This is a genomic window from Knoellia sp. 3-2P3, from assembly GCF_029223115.1.
Lineage (GTDB): Bacteria > Actinomycetota > Actinomycetes > Actinomycetales > Dermatophilaceae > Pedococcus_A.
The window spans coordinates 934,440-952,512 of record NZ_JARGZE010000002.1 but is presented as its reverse complement, the minus strand read 5'-3'; the positions used below and the strand labels follow the sequence as shown (position 1 = coordinate 952,512).

Annotated in this window: 17 protein-coding genes; 12 read left to right on the top strand and 5 right to left on the bottom strand. The window is 73.0% G+C overall.

The window, feature by feature from the left end; all coding sequences use genetic code 11:
* Positions 1-103 precede the first annotated feature (103 nt).
* The 3 genes from P0Y31_RS09910 to P0Y31_RS09900 are packed head-to-tail and all read left to right on the top strand — an operon-like array spanning position 104 to position 1,838.
* Complete coding sequence (locus P0Y31_RS09910; RefSeq protein WP_275868756.1) at positions 104-583, top strand: GNAT family N-acetyltransferase; 480 nt, start codon at positions 104-106, stop codon at positions 581-583.
* Positions 580-1,398, top strand: coding sequence for a DUF817 domain-containing protein (locus tag P0Y31_RS09905; protein ID WP_275868754.1), 819 nt, complete (start codon positions 580-582; stop codon positions 1,396-1,398). Before P0Y31_RS09910 ends, P0Y31_RS09905 begins: the two co-directional genes overlap by 4 nt.
* Entirely contained in the window at positions 1,395-1,838 is a 444-nt protein-coding gene (locus P0Y31_RS09900; RefSeq protein WP_275868752.1) for a nuclear transport factor 2 family protein, read from the top strand. The genes P0Y31_RS09905 and P0Y31_RS09900 overlap by 4 nt, the downstream gene beginning before the upstream one ends.
* Positions 1,839-1,893: 55 nt before the next feature.
* On the opposite strand, the gene P0Y31_RS09895 is transcribed toward P0Y31_RS09900, so the two are convergent.
* Both P0Y31_RS09895 and P0Y31_RS09890 read right to left on the bottom strand, forming a co-directional pair.
* Positions 1,894-2,502, bottom strand: coding sequence for a hypothetical protein (locus P0Y31_RS09895; protein WP_275868750.1), 609 nt, complete (start codon positions 2,500-2,502; stop codon positions 1,894-1,896).
* 145 nt (positions 2,503-2,647) lie between these two features.
* The gene (locus tag P0Y31_RS09890; protein ID WP_275868749.1) at positions 2,648-4,015 is read right to left on the bottom strand and encodes a transaminase; all 1,368 of its coding nucleotides are present in this window, start codon (positions 4,013-4,015) and stop codon (positions 2,648-2,650) included.
* Between the two features lie 225 nt (positions 4,016-4,240).
* On the opposite strand from P0Y31_RS09890, the gene P0Y31_RS09885 reads away from it, so the two are divergent.
* The 6 genes from P0Y31_RS09885 to proB all read left to right on the top strand — a co-directional run bounded on the left by P0Y31_RS09885 (position 4,241) and on the right by proB (position 11,754).
* Positions 4,241-4,993 carry a TIGR03936 family radical SAM-associated protein gene (locus P0Y31_RS09885; protein ID WP_275868747.1) on the top strand — a complete coding sequence of 251 codons (753 nt, stop codon included), beginning with the start codon at positions 4,241-4,243 and terminating at the stop codon, positions 4,991-4,993.
* A 167-nt stretch (positions 4,994-5,160) separates the two neighbouring features.
* Positions 5,161-8,073, top strand: a complete 2,913-nt coding sequence (locus P0Y31_RS09880; protein ID WP_275868745.1) for an Rne/Rng family ribonuclease — start codon at positions 5,161-5,163, stop codon at positions 8,071-8,073.
* 161 nt (positions 8,074-8,234) lie between these two features.
* Positions 8,235-8,543: a 50S ribosomal protein L21 gene (gene rplU, locus P0Y31_RS09875; protein WP_091755432.1), complete on the top strand. Its 309-nt coding sequence runs from the start codon at positions 8,235-8,237 to the stop codon at positions 8,541-8,543.
* A gap of 58 nt (positions 8,544-8,601) precedes the next feature.
* A complete protein-coding gene (gene rpmA / locus P0Y31_RS09870) occupies positions 8,602-8,871 on the top strand; it encodes a 50S ribosomal protein L27 (protein WP_275868743.1) in 270 nt (89 codons plus the stop codon).
* Between the two features lie 227 nt (positions 8,872-9,098).
* On the top strand, positions 9,099-10,619 hold the full coding sequence (obgE, locus tag P0Y31_RS09865; protein WP_275868741.1) for a GTPase ObgE: 1,521 nt from the start codon (positions 9,099-9,101) through the stop codon (positions 10,617-10,619).
* Positions 10,620-10,629: 10 nt separating this feature from the next.
* Positions 10,630-11,754 (top strand): glutamate 5-kinase, encoded by a 1,125-nt coding sequence (proB, locus tag P0Y31_RS09860; protein ID WP_275803906.1) that lies wholly within the window; start codon positions 10,630-10,632, stop codon positions 11,752-11,754.
* 11 nt (positions 11,755-11,765) lie between these two features.
* Here the strand turns inward: proB and pdxY are convergent, their stop codons facing one another.
* Entirely contained in the window at positions 11,766-12,617 is an 852-nt protein-coding gene (gene pdxY / locus P0Y31_RS09855) for a pyridoxal kinase PdxY (RefSeq protein WP_275868739.1), read from the bottom strand.
* A gap of 148 nt (positions 12,618-12,765) precedes the next feature.
* Between pdxY and P0Y31_RS09850 the strand changes: the two genes are divergently transcribed.
* Complete coding sequence (locus P0Y31_RS09850) at positions 12,766-14,058, top strand: glutamate-5-semialdehyde dehydrogenase (protein ID WP_275868737.1); 1,293 nt, start codon at positions 12,766-12,768, stop codon at positions 14,056-14,058.
* A gap of 43 nt (positions 14,059-14,101) precedes the next feature.
* Here P0Y31_RS09850 and P0Y31_RS09845 read toward each other — a convergent pair whose 3' ends face one another.
* Positions 14,102-15,478, bottom strand: a complete 1,377-nt coding sequence (locus P0Y31_RS09845) for an SLC13 family permease (protein ID WP_275868735.1) — start codon at positions 15,476-15,478, stop codon at positions 14,102-14,104.
* Between the two features lie 204 nt (positions 15,479-15,682).
* Here P0Y31_RS09845 and P0Y31_RS09840 point away from each other — a divergent pair, with 204 nt between their 5' ends.
* Positions 15,683-16,300: a winged helix-turn-helix domain-containing protein gene (locus P0Y31_RS09840; RefSeq protein ID WP_275868950.1), complete on the top strand. Its 618-nt coding sequence runs from the start codon at positions 15,683-15,685 to the stop codon at positions 16,298-16,300.
* Positions 16,301-16,396: 96 nt separating this feature from the next.
* Positions 16,397-17,089 (top strand): class I SAM-dependent methyltransferase, encoded by a 693-nt coding sequence (locus P0Y31_RS09835; protein ID WP_275803898.1) that lies wholly within the window; start codon positions 16,397-16,399, stop codon positions 17,087-17,089.
* Here P0Y31_RS09835 and P0Y31_RS09830 read toward each other — a convergent pair.
* Positions 17,040-18,038: a glycosyltransferase family 2 protein gene (locus P0Y31_RS09830; protein ID WP_275868734.1), complete on the bottom strand. Its 999-nt coding sequence runs from the start codon at positions 18,036-18,038 to the stop codon at positions 17,040-17,042. The two genes, P0Y31_RS09835 and P0Y31_RS09830, sit on opposite strands and share 50 nt — an antisense overlap.
* Positions 18,039-18,073: the final 35 nt, after the last annotated feature.

Below are 18,073 nucleotides of genomic sequence, written 5' to 3'. Positions count from 1 at the left end.
GCGGGCAGCAGGCGGCGGCGCAGCGCCACCGGCTCTCCCTGTCAGGCGATCCCGGTGTTGCTCGACGACGACCGCGTGCGGGAGGCGTCTAGGGTGGCTGGCCATGGACGGGGAGCAGGCTGCCTACCGGGTCGTCGAGGCGGGCGAGGGCGACGTCGGCGACCTGACCCGGATGCGGCTGGCGTGGTCAGCAGAGCACGGGTTGCGTGCCACCGACGACGCTGCCCTCGATGACTTCACCGACCGCATGCAGCAGTGGTGGGACCAGCAGTCGGGCCACCGCCGGGCGTGGGTGGTCCGGGACGCCGCAGGGGCGTCGGTGGGCATGGCCAACCTCGCGGTGTTCACGCGGATGCCGCGGCCGGAGGTGCCCGACGTGCACTGGGCCTATGTCGCCAACGTCTGGGTGGACCCGGCCCACCGACGGTGCGGGGTGGGGCGCCTGCTCATGGAGAGCGTCGTCGCCTGGGCCCGGGAGGCGCGGATGCTGCGGATCGTGCTCAACCCGAGCGAGGTGTCCCTACCGCTCTACCGTGGGCTGGGCTTCGCCCCGGCCGACAACCTGCTGCGGCTCGACCTGTGACCCGCCACCGGGTGGGGCACGGCATCGCCCAGCTGCTGCGGTTCGCGTGGCTCGAGGCCCGCGCGTGCGCGTTCGCGGTCGTCATCTTCGCGGGGCTGGCCCTCTCGACCGTGGTGCCGCTGCCGATCGCGCGCTACGACGCCCTGCTCGTCTACGGCGTCGTCGCGACCCTGGCCTTCTGGGCGCTGCGGCTGGAGACGGGGCGTGAGGTGCTCGGCACGCTGGCCTTCCACCTGGTCGGCCTGGTGTTCGAGGTTCTGAAGGTGCGGCTCGGCTCGTGGGCCTACCCCGAGGACGCGGTCACGAAGCTCGCGGGGGTCCCGCTCTACAGCGGTTTCATGTATGCCGCGGTCGGCTCCTACATCGCGCGGGCCTGGCGGCTGATGGGCCTGCGGCTGACCCGCTACCGGCCGTGGCCGACCGCCGTGCTGGCGGTGGCGATCTACGCCAACTTCCTGACCCACCACTTCCTGCCCGACGCGCGTGTCGTGCTGGCCGTGCTTCTGCTCGCCGCCACGTGGGGCACCTGGGTCCACTACACCGTGGGGCCGAGCCGCTACCGGATGCCGCTGGCCCTGTCCTTCGTGCTCATCGGCTTCTTCCTGTGGCTGGCCGAGAACATCTCCACGGTCTTCGAGGCCTACCGGTACCCGGACCAGGCCGACGGCTGGTCGATGGTCCACGTCGGCAAGTTCGGGTCGTGGGCTCTCCTGGTGGTGGTCTCCTTCGTGCTCGTCGCGAACTGGAAGACCTCGCACCTGCGTGACGAAACCCGCCGCCACGCCGAACCGACCGTCGATATCGTGGAGAGGTGAGCACGACCCCGGGCAGGAGCCCTGAAGCGGCCGTCCGTGCCTACCTCGACGTCGTCGCCGACCTCGGCTCGACACAGGACGACCTGCTCGCCGTGCTCCACCCCGACGTGGTCTTCGTCGAGCACCCGAGCCCCATGTCACCCCACGGCCGCACCCACGGCCGTGACGGCATGGTGGCCGGCTTCCTCGCCGGCAAGGACCTGCTCTCCGAGCAGCAGATCGACGTGCAGGGCGTGCTGGTCGAGGGTGACCGGGTGGCGGTGCAGTCGACCTGGACCGGCGTGGTGCGCCACGACGCCGGTGCGCTGGCCGCCGGCACGCGCCTGACCGCCCACCTGGCCGGCTTCTTCACGGTGCGCGACGGGCTGGTCTCCCGCCACGAGACCTACGACTGCTACGAGCCCTTCCCGGCGCCACCGCTGGGCCCGCGCCACCGCTGACGCCGATGTGTGCCGGGTGGCCAGGACGCGGTGACCACCCGGCACACGGCGGTAGTCAGCCCCTGCGGCTGGCGAACCAGGGGTGGTGGAGGTCCTTGTAGGAGACGTCCTGCATGATCGACATCTCCTGCTCCATCTCCCGACGCACCTCCTCGGGCATCTCCTTGCGCTCGCCCTCGCGGGCCTCGGCCTCGGAGCGGAACGCCACCGTCTCGGTGAACCAGCCGTCCGGCTGCATCGCGAGGGTGCCGCCGATGATCTCCGGGCGCTGCTCGTGGAGGGTGTCCATCGGCTGCTCCAACATGCGACGGAGCCGCTCGGGGTCGGTCACGCGCCCCTGGATGACCTGCACGAAGCCGGCGTCGTCCGACCCGCCCTGCATCCAGATGGTCGCGTCGTCGCAGTCGTGGAAGGTCACGTCGCCGTCGAAGCACTCCTGCATCTTCTGCCACCACTCGCCCTGCTCGGGTCTGGTCGAGTTGCGCATCGCGGTCTCCTTGGACTCGAAGCGCACCACGCCGACGAACTCGCCCTCGTCCGTGACGCCGTAGGTGCCGCCCAGCCAGCCCTCCGCCGTCGGACCCAGCGTCTCGCGCCACTCGTCGGTCAGGCGGTGCAGCCGCTCCTCGTCGCGGCACTTTCCCTGGATGATCTGGATGAACACGTCCGCCCTCCTGTCCTGGCAAGGCCGCTTCCCTGGTGAAGTGGCCCAGCGCTCGACGCTACGCCGGACGCCCGGCGCTCTCGTCGGGCAGACGTCCTAGCCCCGCGGCAGCGTGACCCACCGCCGGGCTACGCGAAAGTGACTGCTACGCGAAAAGGGCGGCGACGACCTCACGGAAGGCCGCGGTGTGCCGGTCGACGTCCTCGCGGGAGGTCTCGGGGCACATGAGGGCCATGTTGTGGAACGGCGTCATGAGGATGCCGCGGTTGACCATGGCCAGGTGCATGTAGGCGTCGAGCTGGTCGTCGGCGGCGGCCGCAGAGGCCTCGCCCGTCGTGGGCGCGGGGCGTGCGAAGCGGTACTCCGCCCGCGCGCCGAGCTGGCTGATCGACCACGGCACGTCGAGCTCGTCGAGGGTCGCCTGCACGCCCGCGGTGAAATCGGTGGCCAGCGCCGTCATGCGCTCGAACGCGTCCTGCGTCAGCACCTCGCCGAGGGTGGCTCGCATGGCGGCGGTCGACAGGGCGTTGCCGGCCAGCGTGCCGCCGACGCCGCCCACGTCGACGATGTCGGCCTCGCCCGCCTCGGTGTGCCGGGTGATCGCGCCGGCGACCTCCTCGGTGATGCCGTAGGCGCCGGACGGGATGCCACCTCCGATGGACTTGCCGATGACGAAGATGTCGGGCTGCAGGCCCCACGCGCGGGTGGCGCCGCCCCAGCCGGTGGAGAAGGTGTGGGTCTCGTCGATCATCAGCAGCGCGCCGTACTTCGTGGCCAGCTCGCGCAGCCCCTCCATGAAGCCGGGCTCGGGCAGCACGATGCCGATGTTGGTCAGGGCCGGCTCGGTGAGGATGGCGGCCACGTCGCCGTGCGCGAGGGCCGCCTCGACGGCCTCGAGGTCGTTCCAGGTGACGGCGCGGGTCGTCAGGTCGAGGTCGACCGGCGGGGCCACGTTGCCGGGCCTGCTCTCGGTCTTGCCCTCGGGCCCCGGCAGGGCGAAGGCCTCGTCCACGGAGCCGTGGTAGCAGTAGGCGAAGACGAGGACCTTGGGCCGGCCGGTGGCCAGCCGGGCCAGGCGGATCGCCCAGCGGTTGGCGTCGGTGGCGCTGAGGGTGAACGACCACAGCGGCATGCCGAAGCGCCGGGTCAGCTCGGCCCCCACCCACTGGGCGTCCTCGGTGGGCAGCATCGTGGTGATCCCGCCGAGCTCGCCCATGCGGCGCTGCACCGCCGCGACCGTCGGCGCGGGGGAGTGGCCCGCCATAGCGCCGGTGTCGCCGAGGGCGAAGTCGACGTAGGTGTGGCCCTCGACGTCGGTGACGCGGTTGCCCTTGGCGTGGTCGAGGTAGAGCGGGAACCCGCCGGTCCACATGTTCATCCAGGTCATCGGCACGCGGCCGAAGAGGTTGCCCGCCTCCTCGAAGAGGGCGCGGCTGCGAGGGTGGTTCTTCGTGTATGCCGCCTGCTCGGCTTCGAGGAGGGAGGCCAGCCGGGTGCGGTCGAGGGACGCCATGACGGAAGGCTAGTGCGCCGATGTCATCAGCGACAGGGCCATCTCACGGATGATCTCGGCACCCAGAGGCCCTATGAACCACTGATTCCGCATTCCGGCGGGGTGTCGGGGGATGGTCTGCCTGCCCTGCTCCGCGCGCTGCGTCACTGATGCCTCGGCGGCACCAGTGACGCCGTCACCGCCCGCGGGCCGGGCACGGCGGCATACCTCCTAGGCTTGTCCTCCATGGCCCGCCAGCGCACCCCAGAAGGACCGCCCCCCGCGCCCGCCGTGCAGAAGCTGCGGGTGCGCTACGCCAAGCGGGGGCGCCTGCGGTTCTCCTCCACGAGGGACTTCCAGCGCGCGCTCGAGCGGGCGCTGCGCCGCGCCGGGGTGCCGATGGCGTACTCGGCCGGCTTCCACCCGCACCCGAAGGTCTCCTACGCCAACGCCGCCCCGACCGGCACCGCGAGCGAGGCGGAGTACTTCGAGATCTCCGTGACCGAGCGGGTCGACCCCGAGTCGGTGCGGGCCGCCCTCGACGAGGCGCTCCCCGACGGCCTCGACGTGCTCGAGGTGGTCCGGGCCTCAGCCGGCTCGCTCGCCGACCGGCTCCAGGCCAGCGACTGGGTCATGGAGTTCACCGACGTGCCGCTGGCCGAGCTCGAGCGGGCGGCGGCGGCCCTGCTGGCACAGGAGCGGGCCGAGGTGACCCGCATGTTCAAGACGGGGCCGAAGACCTTCGACGTGCGCGGCGCCGTCGTGTCGCTGTCCGCTGAGGCCTCGGAGCGGCCCGGGTGTGCGATACTGCGGTTGGTCGTCCGGCACACCACACCTGCCGTACGCCCCGACGACGTTCTGACCGCGCTGCGAGCAGTCACGGAGTTCGCGCCGCCGACACCACCCCTGGTGACCCGGCTGGCGCAGGGCCCGCTGCAGACCGCAACCGCTGGGGTGGCCGACCCACTGGCTGCCGACAAGGACGGCGCCGGCACCTGACCGGTGACGCGCGGCCCGCGCGAGCCAGCCAGGGGCAACCAACGACTTCCGTGTCGCAGGCACCCGCAGGCGAGACGGCGCACAACCCACGCACCACGGTGCTGATCGGAGCGGCCTCGGCCTCTCGGGTGTGGCCCTCACCCCGTGGGTGACGAGAGGACGCCACGATGGCATCCACCGAAGACCTCTTCCAGGCTCCGCAGGGCTCCGCCGAGGGCGAGACCGCCGCGGCGGCGCCGGCCCCCGCCACCGACTCCGCTGCCGCAGCCGCCCCGGCCCCGGCCCGCAAGCGGGCTCCGCGACGGGCCACCAAGAAGGCGGCCGCACCCGCCCCGTCGCAGTCCGCCGAGTCGCAGGCCACCGACGCGAAGCCGGCCGACGAGAAGCCGGCCGACGAGGCTCCCGCGACCGACCAGCCGGTCGACCGGCTGGCCGACGACAAGCCCGCGGACGAGGGCTCCGCCGACGACAAGCCCGCCAAGCCCGCCAGGAAGAGGGCGGCCAAGAAGACGGCGCGCAAGTCCGCCAAGAAGGCCGCTCCCGAGGTCGAGGGCAGGGTCGAGGAAACCGTCGAGACAACCGTCGAGGCGACGGTCGAGCCGGCCGGCGCCGAGGTGCCCCCGCTCGAGGAGGCCCTCGAGGAAGAGGCCGAGCAGCCCGAGCAGCCCGAGCAGCCCGAGGAGACCGACGCCCGGGAGGCAGCCGCTGGCGCCTCGGCCGTCCCGAGCCTCGGGGTGCTGTTCAAGGCGCCGGAGACGCCGGCGGTCCCGTCGCGACGCCGAGCGCGCAAGGCCCAGCCCGAGGTCGAGGAGCCGCAGGGCGGCGAGACCTCGGCCGACGAGGGCGAGCAGGCTGAGCAGCCCGCCGAGGAGGAGGCCACCGAGGGCGGCCGCGGCCGTCGTCGCCGCAACCGCGGCGGCAAGGGACGCCGGGGTCGTGGGGCTGCCGAGGGGGAGGAGTCGGCCGAGGCCGACAGGCAGCAGGCACCCGAGGCGGGCCAGGAGGCTCCGGCCGAGGAGGCCGAGGCCGGGGGCGAGGGCGCCGAGGAGGGTGCTGAGGGCGAGGGTGGCACGAGCCGCCGCCGCACCCGCCGGCGCCGCCGCAGCGGAGGCGCCGCCGAGGGCGAGGCCGAGCCCGGCGTCGTCACCAAGGTGCGCGAGCCGCGCAAGGAGCGCGAAGAGCCCACCTCGCTCAAGGGCTCCACCCGGCTCGAGGCGAAGAAGCAGCGCCGCCGCGAGGGCCGCGAGGCCGGGCGTCGACGCACCATCATCACCGAGGCCGAGTTCCTCGCCCGGCGCGAGAGCGTCGAGCGCACCATGGTCGTGCGCGAGCGGGACGGCAGGACGCAGATCGGCGTCCTCGAGGACGACGTGCTCGTCGAGCACTACGTCTCGCGCGAGACCAACGTGTCGATGGCCGGCAACGTCTACCTCGGCCGCGTGCAGAACGTGCTGCCCTCGATGGAGGCGGCCTTCGTCGACATCGGCAAGGGCCGCAACGCCGTGCTCTACGCCGGCGAGGTCAACTGGGACGCCGCGGGCCTCGAGGCCAACCAGCCCAAGCGCATCGAGAACGCGCTCAAGTCGGGCGACACCGTGCTGGTGCAGGTCACCAAGGACCCGATCGGCCACAAGGGCGCCCGCCTGACCAGCCAGATCTCGCTGCCGGGCCGCTACCTCGTCTACGTCCCCGAGGGGAACATGACGGGCATCTCCCGCAAGCTCCCCGACACCGAGCGCGCCCGCCTCAAGCAGATCCTCAAGGAGGTCGTGCCCGAGAGCGCGGGCGTCATCGTGCGCACCGCCGCCGAGGGGGCGAGCGAGGAGGAGCTGCGGGCCGACGTCGAGCGCCTGACCAAGACCTGGGAGCGCATCAAGTCCAAGGCCGACGCCAAGTCCGGCGCGAAGGCCAAGTCCGGTGGCGCGCCGGCGCTCGTCCACGGCGAGCCCGACCTCACGGTGCGCGTCATCCGCGACGTCTTCAACGAGGACTTCACCTCCCTGGTCGTCGCCGGCGACCAGGCCTGGCAGGAGGTCAGCGAGTACCTCGGCGACGTCGCGCCCGACCTCGCCGGCCGCCTGAAGAAGTGGACCTCCGAGGAGGACCTCTTCAGCCACTACCGGGTCGACGAGCAGATCTCCAAGGCGATGGACCGCAAGGTCTGGCTCCCCTCCGGCGGCTCCCTGGTCATCGACCGCACCGAGGCGATGACCGTCATCGACGTCAACACCGGCAAGTTCGTCGGCTCGGGGGGCAACCTCGAGGAGACGGTCACCAAGAACAACATCGAGGCAGCCGAGGAGATCGTGCGCCAGCTCCGGCTGCGCGACATCGGCGGCATCATCGTCATCGACTTCATCGACATGGTGCTCGAGTCCAACCGCGACCTCGTGGTGCGCCGGCTCCTCGAGTGCCTCGGCCGGGACCGGACCAAGCACCAGGTGGCCGAGGTGACCTCGCTCGGGCTGGTGCAGATGACCCGCAAGCGGGTCGGCAGCGGCCTCATCGAGGTGTTCTCCGAGACCTGCGACCACTGCAACGGCCGCGGCATCATCGTCCACGCCGAGCCCGTCGAGCGGGCCGCCGGCGGCGGTGAGTCCGCCGGCAACGGCGGCGGCGCCGCCCGCTCCCGCAGCCGCAAGGGCAGGTCCGGCGGCCGCGAGGCCGAGGAGCAGCAGGTCCCGCCGACCCCGACCGGCCCGACGCCGGCGCAGATCGCCGCGGCCGCCCACGCTGCCGCGCTCAAGAGTGCCGGGGTGGCCCTCGAGGCCGACGGCTCCGAGGCGGCGGCGCAGGACCAGCCCGTGCTCGAGGTCCACGAGACCGAGCCCGAGGAGCAGCAGCCGGCACCGGCCCGGGCGCAGGCCGCACCCGAGCCCGCCGAGGCGGGACCTGAGCCCGAGGCGGCACCCGCGGCCCCGGTCCACGAGGCCCCGGCGGCGCCGCCCGCAGCGCCCGAGCCGGCCGCCCCCCGGCGCCGCAAGCGCGGACGGGTGGTGGCCCCGGCCGGCCCGCCCCGCGCGTCCGTGTCGTCGCCCGCAGGCGAGGAGGGCGGCGCGGCTCCCGCGCCCACCGCCTGACCTGCCGGTATGCCGCCCGCTCGGTTTTGGAGAGCGGGCGGCCACCCGGTACTCTTGACCCTCGGTGCGCCCACCGCTCCCGATGTCCGCGTCAGCGGGTAGCTATCGGACGGTCCAGACAGAGAGCGCGTGCCCTTCGAAAGACGAAAGTGAGATCAACTGTGTACGCGATTGTTCGCGCTGGTGGCCGACAGGAAAAGGTGTCGGTCGGCGACGTCCTCATCATCGACAAGGTTTCCGCCCAGGCCGGCGACACCGTTGACCTCACGCCGCTTCTCGTGGTCGATGGCTCCACCATCACCAGCGACGCCGACAAGCTCGCCAAGGTGAAGGTCACCGCCGAGGTCGTCAAGCCCGCCAAGGGCCCGAAGATCACGATCATGAAGTACAAGAACAAGACCGGCTACAAGAAGCGCCAGGGCCACCGTCAGCACCTGACCCAGGTCAAGGTCACCGCGATCGAGGCCTGAGCCTCCCGCCCACCAGACTTCGTTAGACCGTCAGACTTAAGACAAGGCAGGAACTGACATGGCACACAAGAAGGGTGCGTCCTCGACCCGCAACGGTCGTGACAGCAACGCACAGCGACTCGGCGTCAAGCGCTTCGGCGGCCAGCTGGTCAACGCGGGCGAGATCCTCGTCCGTCAGCGCGGCACGCACTTCCACCCCGGTGACGGCGTGGGCCGTGGCGGCGACGACACGCTGTTCGCCCTGGTCGCCGGCAACGTGCAGTTCGGCACCAAGCGCGGCCGCAAGACCGTGAACATCGTCCCGGCGGAGACCGCCGCCGCGGAGTGATGGTATGCCGCGGGCCCCAGTCCCGCGGCCACCGAACCTCGCGAGGGGGCGGGCCCAGTGCGGCCCGCCCCCTTCGCACTTTCCCCACCCGACCCTTTATCGGGTCACCCGATGAACAGCCGCTTCACCCGAGGTGCCACCCGGGGTGAGGCGCACCTTTCTCGGGTCACCCGATAAAGGGGCAGCGGCCTAGACTCGGGTCGCCCCCAGACAGAGAGCAGAGACCGATGGCCAACTTCGTCGACCGCGTCGTGCTGCACGTCGCTGCCGGCGACGGCGGCCACGGCGTGGCTTCCGTCAAGCGCGAGAAGTTCAAGCCGCTCGGCGGTCCCGACGGTGGCAACGGCGGTCGCGGCGGCAGCGTCGTCCTGCGCGTCGACCCGCAGGCCACCACGCTGCTCGACTACCACCACCACCCGCACCGCAAGGCGCCCAACGGCAAGCCCGGCGCCGGCGACGAGCGCAACGGCGCCGACGGCGACGACCTCGTGCTGCCGGTGCCCGAGGGCACCGTCGTCAAGGCGGCCGACGGCGAGGTGCTCGCCGACCTCGTGGGCCAGCACGCCGAGTACGTCGTCGCCCGCGGCGGCCGCGGCGGCCTGGGCAACAAGGCGCTGGCCTCGCCCCGGCGCAAGGCGCCCGGCTTCGCCCTGCTCGGCGAGCCCGGCGACGTGCTCGACGTCGTGCTCGAGCTGAAGTCGCTCGCCGACGTCGCGCTCATCGGCTTCCCCTCTGCGGGCAAGTCCTCGCTGGTCTCGGTGCTCTCGGCCGCCAAGCCGAAGATCGCCGACTACCCGTTCACGACGCTCGTGCCCAACCTCGGCGTCGTCATGGCCGGTGACGAGCGCTTCACCATCGCCGACGTGCCCGGCCTCATCCCCGGCGCCCACCAGGGCAAGGGCCTCGGCCTGGAGTTCCTCCGCCACGTCGAGCGCTGCTCGGTGCTGGTGCACGTGATCGACTGCGCGACGCTGGAGCCGGGCCGCGACCCGATGACCGACCTCGACGTCATCGAGGAGGAGCTGGCGCAGTACGTGCCGGACGACTCCCTCGGCGGCCGGCCGCTCGCCGAGCGCACCCGGATCGTCGTGCTCAACAAGGCCGACGTGCCCGAGGCCCGCGAGCTCGCCGAGATGGTCAGGCCCGACCTCGAGGCCCGCGGGGTGGAGGTGTTCGTCGTCTCCGCCGTCGCACGCACCGGACTGAAGGAGCTCACCTTCGCCATGGCCCGTCACGTCGCCGAGCACCGCAAGGAGTTCGAGGTCGTCGAGGCGCCGCGCGTCGTGATCCGGCCCAAGAGCGTCGACGACAGCGGCTTCCGTGTGGTGCGGGAGAACACCCCCGACGGCGAGGTCTTCCGCATCGAGGGGGAGCGCCCGACGCGGTGGGTCCGCCAGACCGACTTCTCCAACGACGAGGCCGTCGGCTACCTCGCCGACCGGCTCAGCCGCGCCGGGATCGAGGAGGCGCTGTTCAAGGCCGGAGCGGTTGCCGGGGCGACCGTGCTGATCGGCCCGAAGGACAACGCGGTCGTCTTCGACTGGGAGCCGACCATGGCCACCGGGGCCGAGCTGCTCGGCGCCCGGGGCACCGACCTGCGCCTCGAGGAGGCGAGCCGCCCGACGCGCGAGCAGAAGCGATCCGAGTACGCCGACCGCCGTGCTGCCAAGTCTGCCGCGCGCGACGAGCTGGCCGCCGAGCGCCGGGCCGGGCACTGGGCCACGGCCCGCGAGGACGACGACGAGTGAGGCACGACGCATGACCCCTGCGCGGCGGCGCGAGGACGTGGCCAAGGCCTCGCGGCTGGTCGTCAAGGTCGGTTCGTCGTCGCTGACCGACCCCGACGGCGGCGGACTCGACGAGCGCCGGCTGGTGGCCCTCGTCGACGTGCTCGCACAGCGTCGGCTCGAGGGCACCTCGGTCGTGCTGGTCTCCTCCGGCGCCATCGCCGCCGGCATCGCACCCCTCGGCCTCACCAAGCGCCCGTGGGACCTCGCGACGCAGCAGGCGGCGGCCAGCGTGGGGCAGGGGGCCCTCGTCGCGGCATACCAGCGCGCCTTCGGCGCCCATGGGCTCACGGTGGGGCAGGTGCTGCTGACCGCCGACGACGTGACCCGGCGCTCGCACTACACCAACGCCAAGCGCACCATCGACCGGCTCCTCGAGCTCGGGATCGTGCCCATCGTCAACGAGAACGACACCGTCGCCACCCAGGAGATCCGGTTCGGCGACAACGACCGGCTGGCCGCCCTGGTAGCCCACATCGCCCACGCCGACGCCCTCGTGCTGCTCACCGACGTCGACGCCCTCTACGACGGGCCGCCGAGCCAGGCCGGCTCACAGCGGGTGCCGCTCGTCGTCGGCGGCCTCGGCCTCGACCACGTGCGCATCGGCGGCACCGGCTCGTCGGTCGGCAGCGGGGGCATGGTGACCAAGGTCGAGGCCGCGTCGATCGCCAACTCGGCGGGCATCACCTGCCTGCTCACCAGCACCGACCAGGCCGGCGCGGCGCTGGGCGGCGAGGACGTCGGCACCCTCTTCGTCCCGACCGGCTCACGGCGGGCGTCGCGCAAGCTCTGGCTCGCCCACGCCACCACGCCCCGCGGCCGGCTCATGCTCGACGAGGGTGCCGTCCGCGCGGTCGTCGAACGACGGAAGTCGCTGCTGCCGGCGGGCATCACCGAGGTCGTCGGTGCCTTCGGGGACGGCGACGCCGTGGAGCTGTGCGGCCCCGACGGCACCGTGATCGGCCGGGGGCTGGTCAACTACGGGTCGTCGGAGCTGCCGGACCTGCTCGGTCGCACGACGCACGAGCTGGCCCGCGAGCTCGGCCCCGGCTACGAGCGGGAGGTCGTCCACCGCGACGACCTCGTCATCCTCTGAGCCGGTCGCTCTCAGCGCACCTGCCTGACCTCGAACTGCATCTTCGGGTGCGCGATGCTCTCCTGCGACTGCACCAGCTGCAGCTCGCGCTCGCCTGAGCTGAGGGTGTTCTCGAGCAGGTCGAAGACGCTCGAGGCGGTGCGGCCGAGCGCCTCGGCCGCGCTGCCGGTCGAGAGCAGGTGCGCGGTGAAGAGCGCCGCCGTCACGTCGCCGGAGCCGTTGGCCTTCAGGGGCAGCTGCGGGGTCTGCACGATCCAGGCGCCGTCGCCGTTCACGGCCAGCATCTCGATGGTGTCCTCGGGGCGGTCGGGGCGCAGCACGCTCGTCACGAGCACCGTCTGCGGGCCCATGGCGCGCGCCTTGTCGACGGCAGTGAGGGTGTCCTCGAGGGACTCCGGCTCGGTCTCGGTGAGGAAGCCGAGCTCGAACTGGTTCGGCGTGATGAGGTCGGCCGCCGGCACCACGCGCTCGCGCAGCAGCACCGGGATCGCCGGGTGCACGAAGCAGCCGCTCTTGGCGTTGCCCATCACCGGGTCGCACGCGTAGATCGCCTCGGGGTTGGCCTTCTTCACGCGGGCGACGGCGTCGAGGATGACGTCACCGATGTCCTCGCCGCCCTGGTAGCCCGATAGCACCGCGTCGACGTTCGGGAACGCCCCGCGCTCCTCGACACCGGTGATCACCTCGCGCACGTCGCTGGCCGGCAGCAGCGGGCCGCGCCACTGGCCGTAGCCGGTGTGGTTGGAGAAGTGCACCGTGTAGACGGGCCACACCTCCACCCCGAGGCGCTGCAGCGGGAAGACCGCCGCGCTGTTGCCGACGTGGCCGTAGGCGACCGAGGACTGGATCGACAGGATGCTCACCCGCGCATTGTGGCAAAGCCGGTATGCCGCGTGCGCGCCGGTGCGCCCCGCCCCACCTCCGCCGGCCACCTCCGCGGCGGAGGAGGAGGGAGGGTCCGGGGGCCGGGACGCACGTCCGCATGGCGGGCGCGCGGCATACGCTTGGGGCATGTCCGTGCCCTCGATGATCGACCCCGCCGCCGTCGAGCAGGTCCGCGAGCTGGCCACGGCCGCCCGGGTGGCCGCCCGCCGCCTCGCCCTGCTCTCCCGGGCCGACAAGGACGCCGCGCTGCGCGCCATGGCCGACGCCCTCGACGCCGCGACCGAGCAGGTCATCGCGGCCAACGCCGAGGACCTCCAGCGCGGCCGCGAGGGCGGCATGGCCCAGGGACTGCTCGACCGGCTGACCCTCGACGCCGCGCGGGTGGCAGGGGTCGCGCAGGCGCTGCGCGACATCGCCGCGCTGCCCGACCCGGTGGGGGAGGTCGTGCGCGGCTCGACGCTGCCGAACGGCCTGGAGATCCGGCAGGTGCGGGTGCCCATGGGTGTCGTCGGGATGATCTACGAGGCGCGCCCCAACGTCACCGTCGACGCCGCCGGCCTGGCGCTCAAGAGCGGCAACGCCGTCATCCTGCGGGGCGGGTCCGCGGCCGCGTCGACCAACCGGGCGCTGGTCTCGGTGCTGCGCACGACCCTCGAGGCCCAGGCCCTGCCGGCCGACGCGATCAGCCTGCTCGACGGCGGCGGCCACGACGCGGTGCGCGCGCTGATGACCGCCCGCGGGCTGGTCGACCTGCTCATCCCGCGGGGCGGGGCGGGGCTCATCCAGACCGTGGTCACCGAGTCGACCGTGCCGGTCATCGAGACCGGCGTCGGCAACTGCCACGTCTACGTCGACGCCGCCGCCGACCTCGACAAGGCGCTCGCGATCGCGGTCAACGCCAAGACGCACCGGCCGAGCGTCTGCAACGCGGCCGAGTCGCTGCTCGTGCACCGGGCGGTGGCCGACGACTTCCTCCCCAAGGTGCTCGCCGAGCTCGGTGGTGCGGGCGTGCGGCTCCACACCGACGCCTCGTCCGGCGAGGCTGCCGAGAAGGCCGGGGTGGCGCACGAGGACGCGACCGACGAGGACTGGGGGACCGAGTACCTCGCGCTCGAGATGGCCGTGCGGGTCGTCGACGACCTCGACGAGGCACTCGAGCACATCCGGACCTACGGGTCGGGGCACACCGAGGCCATCGTCACCGAGGACCGCGCGGCAGCCCGGCGGTTCACCAGCGAGGTCGACGCCGCGGCCGTGATGGTCAACGCCTCGACGCGGTTCACCGACGGTGGCGAGTTCGGCTTCGGCGCCGAGATCGGCATCTCGACGCAGAAGCTGCACGCCCGCGGGCCGATGGCCCTGCCGGAGCTCACGACGACCAAGTGGATCGTGGAGGGCGACGGCCAGGTCCGTGCCTGAGGCATCAGGGACGGCATCAGGACCCGGCCGCCGCTGAGGCCCCTCAGAGCCAGCCGGGCACCACGAGAACCGACCAGGTGACCAGCGGCGCCACCACGACGAGGGTCATGCCCCAGACCATGAGCTGGCGGAAGACCGTGTCGCGCTGCTCGTCGTCGGCGTTGGCCACGCAGAGGGCGCCGTTGGTGGAGAAGGGGCTGATGTCGACCACCGACGAGGAGATCGCCAGCGCCACCACGAGGCCCACCGCGCCGACCTGCCCGGTGAGCAGGAACGGCACCGCGAGCGGGATGAGGGCGCCGAGGATGCCGGTGGTGGAGGCGAAGGCCGAGACGACCGCACCGATGAGGCAGATGAGCAGCGCGGCCAGCAGCGGCGCTCCGACCCCCGCGACCTCGTTGCCGAGCCACTCGACCGTGCCCTGCTCCTGGAGCAGGTTGACGTAGGTGACGATGCCGCCGACGAGCAGCACGGTGCCCCAGGCCACCTTGTCGACAGCGCCCTTGGCGGAGGCGGGGAAGACCAGGGTGAGCACCACGGCCACCGCGATGGCGGTGAAGCCGACGTCGAACCCGAAGAGCAGGGCGGTGACGGCGAGGAACGCCAGCCCCACGAGGGTGAGCATGCGCTCGGGGTTGAGCCGCGAGTCGTCGTCGACCTCGTCGTCAACACCGTCGCGGTCGCGCACGGCGGTGCCCTGGCGGCCCCGCTCGACCGCCGACTCCGGGGTGCCGGTGACGGCCGTGCGGGTCGCCGCCCTGCTGGCACCGGCGGCCTGCTCGGAGAGCTCTGCCGTCGCCGAGGCGTCACGGCCGCGCGCCACGAGCTCGCGGCCGCCGAAGACGACGAAGGCGAGGATCGTGATGGCCAGGCAGGTGAGCACCGAGAGGGCGAAGAGCAGCGCCGGGTTGCCGGGCAGGTCGTTGTCGGAGACCACGCCGTTGGTGATGGCGCCGAAGATGCCGATGGGTGAGAAGGAGCCGCCGGTGGCACCCAGGGTGATGGCCATGCCCATGAGCACCGGGCTGATCCGGTAGCGCGCGGCGAAGCCCATCGCGACCGGCGCGACGATCGCCACGGTGGCCGGGGTCGCCGCGCCGATGCCGGCGATCACGGCGCAGATGCCGAACATGGCCCACGGGATGAGGGCCACCCGGCCGCGCACGGCCCGCACGCTCGCGTGCACCATCCAGTCGACCGTGCCGTTGTTCTTGGCCAGCGCGAACAGGTAGGTGACGCCCACGAGGATGACGAACAGGGAGGCGGGGAAGCCGTCGACGATCTCGTCGGTCTCGACGCCGAACACGGCGACGCCGACGACGGCGGCCGCCGCGAGGGCGAGCGCCCCCATGTTGATCGAGCGCACCGTGGCGATGAGGAAGACGAGGGCCAGCACGCCCAGGGCGATGACGTCCTGCACGGTGAGCTCCTTTGCTCGGGCTCCACACGTCGGTGGAGGAGGCCGGATCCCTCGGCCGACCGCCGGGGGAGTGCCCGACCGAAATGTGAGATACGTCCGGTTCGGGACAGTGGCCTAGCCTCTTGGCCACCGGGGCCGCTGTCAATAGGGTGCCGGTATGCCGTGTCGCCGCTCGGAGCCCGCCCGCGCCGCCCGGAGGCGGCGGTGACCGAGGCCTCCACCGGCCCGGGCCGGCTCAGCCGGCCCCGCCTGTACGAGCAGCTCGCCGAGCACATCGGCGACTTCATCGACGCCCAGGGCCTCGTCCCGGGCGACCGGCTCCCGCCCGAGCGCGCCTTGGCCAAGGACCTCGGCGTCAGCCGCGCCACGCTGAGCAGGGCGCTGGTCGCCCTCGAGGTTCGCGGCCGGGTCGAGGTCAGGCACGGCGACGGGGCGGTGGTCCGAGAGCCGGCCGCGCCCGCCGAGCTCCCCCCGCTCGCCGGTGCTGGTGTCGGCGAGCTGCGGCGGGCGCGTGCCGCCACCATGGCTGGGCTCGCCCGCGAGGCCGCCGGGCACCCCGACGCCTCCCTGCGCGCCGCCCTGCTCGCCGACGACGGCACGACGCGCAGCCTCGAGGACGTCTGGGGCTGCGTGCTGCGCCTCGTGGCGGCCCCCTCGCTCCTCGGTGAGCTGGACCTCGCGCTCGCCCAACGGATCGGCGAGCTCGCCGACGACACCCCGGACCCGGCGGCGGTGGCAGGGCTGGCCCGCGCGGTGCGCGCCGGGCGGGCCGACCTCGTCGCCGACGCCTGCAGCGCGGTCCTCGGCCTCCGGGGCGGCTAGTCCGAGCCGGTGGTGAGGGCGCCGCGGGCCCGGGCCCACGCGGCATACCGGCGGGTGCGCCGCGGCCGGCGCCGGCCCGTGGCAGGATGACCGCCCGTGGAAGGCACCGAGGTTCGCAAGCTGGCCGCGCTCGAGGACACCCACTGGTGGTACCGCGAGCGCCGGCACCTGCTGGCGCGCGCGATCAGGGGGATGACTCCCGGCCGGGCGCTCGACGTGGGTGCCGCGGGAGGTGGCAACACCCGGGTGCTGAAGGCCGCCGGGTGGTCGGTGGCGGCCCTGGAGTACGGCGCCGACGGGGCCGAGGTGGCCCGCGGCCGGGGGCTGGACGTGCTGCGAGCCGATGCGACGGCGCTCCCGCTGCCCGACGGCAGCCTCGACCTGGTGGTGGCCTTCGACGTGCTGGAGCACATCCTCGACCACGACGCCGCGGTCGCCGACGTGCACCGGGTGCTGCGCCCGGGCGGCACCTTCCTCGTGGCGGTGCCCGCCGACCCCCGGCTGTGGTCGGAGCACGACGTGGCCGTCGACCACGTGCGCCGCTACACGCGGGTGACGCTGCGCGACGTGCTCGAGCGCGGCGGCTTCGAGATCGAGTCCATGACGTCGTGGAACGTGCTGCTGCGCCCCGTGGTGGCGTTGCGCCGGCGCAGCAGCCGCGGCAGCGACCTCAGCGACCTGCACCCGCTCGTCAACGCGGGCCTGCGGGCCGTGGTGACGGCTGAGCGCTACCTGCCGGTCAAAGGGATGCCTGGTGTGACTCTGCTGGTAACGGCGCGTCGGCGGTAGTGGCCGGGCCGGTCAGCGAGTCGTAGGCGATGAAGTAGGTCGGACGGGCCTGCAGCATCGCGTACATCCGGCCGACGTACTCGCCGAGGATGCCCAGGCAGAGCAGCTGCACGGCGCCCACCCCGGCGACCGCCACCACGGTGGAGGTCCAGCCCGGCAGGGTGTGGCCGACGAGCTGGGCGACCAGGGCGTAGACGAGCAGGCCCACTGCCGCGAGGCCGCCGGTCAGGCCCAGCCAGGTGGCCGCCCGCAGCGGGGCGATCGAGAAGCCGGTGACGCTGTCGATCGACAGCCGCAGCATCTTGGCCAGCGGGTACTTCGAGCGGCCGGCGGCGCGTTCGTCGCGCTTGTAGGACACCGAGGCCGAGGGGAAGCCGAGGGCGGGGACGATGAACCGCAGCACCCGGTTGTGCTCGGGCAGGGCGTTGACGGCGTCGACCGTGGCCCGCGACATCATGCGGTAGTCGCCGGCGTCGGTCTGGGCGTGGGTGCCGGACAGCAGGCGGATCACGCGGTAGAAGGCGCGGGCGCTGAGGCGCTTGAACGCCGAGTCGGTCGAGCGGTCGGAGCGCACGCCGTAGACCACGTCGACCCGCTGCTCCCGGGCCGTGGTGAGCATCTCGGGGATGACCTCCGGCGGGTCCTGGAGGTCGGCGTCGAGGGTGACGACGTAGTCGCCGCGAGCGACCGACAGGCCCGCGGAGATGGCCGCCTGGTGCCCGGCGTTCGCGCGCAGCCGGACCACCCGGAGCTCGGGCCACTCGCGCCGGATCCGCTGCAGCACCACCGCGGTCGCGTCGGTGCTGCCGTCGTCGACCGCGACCACCTCGTAGCCGGTGCCGAGGCCGTCGGCGACCGGACGCAGGCGCTGGGCCAGCAGGGGCAGGACGTCCTCCTCGTTGTAGACGGGGACGACGATGCTCAGCTCGGGGCTCAGCTCAGGTGGCATGGATCCAGCCTAGGGGCTGGCCGTGCGGGTGGCGG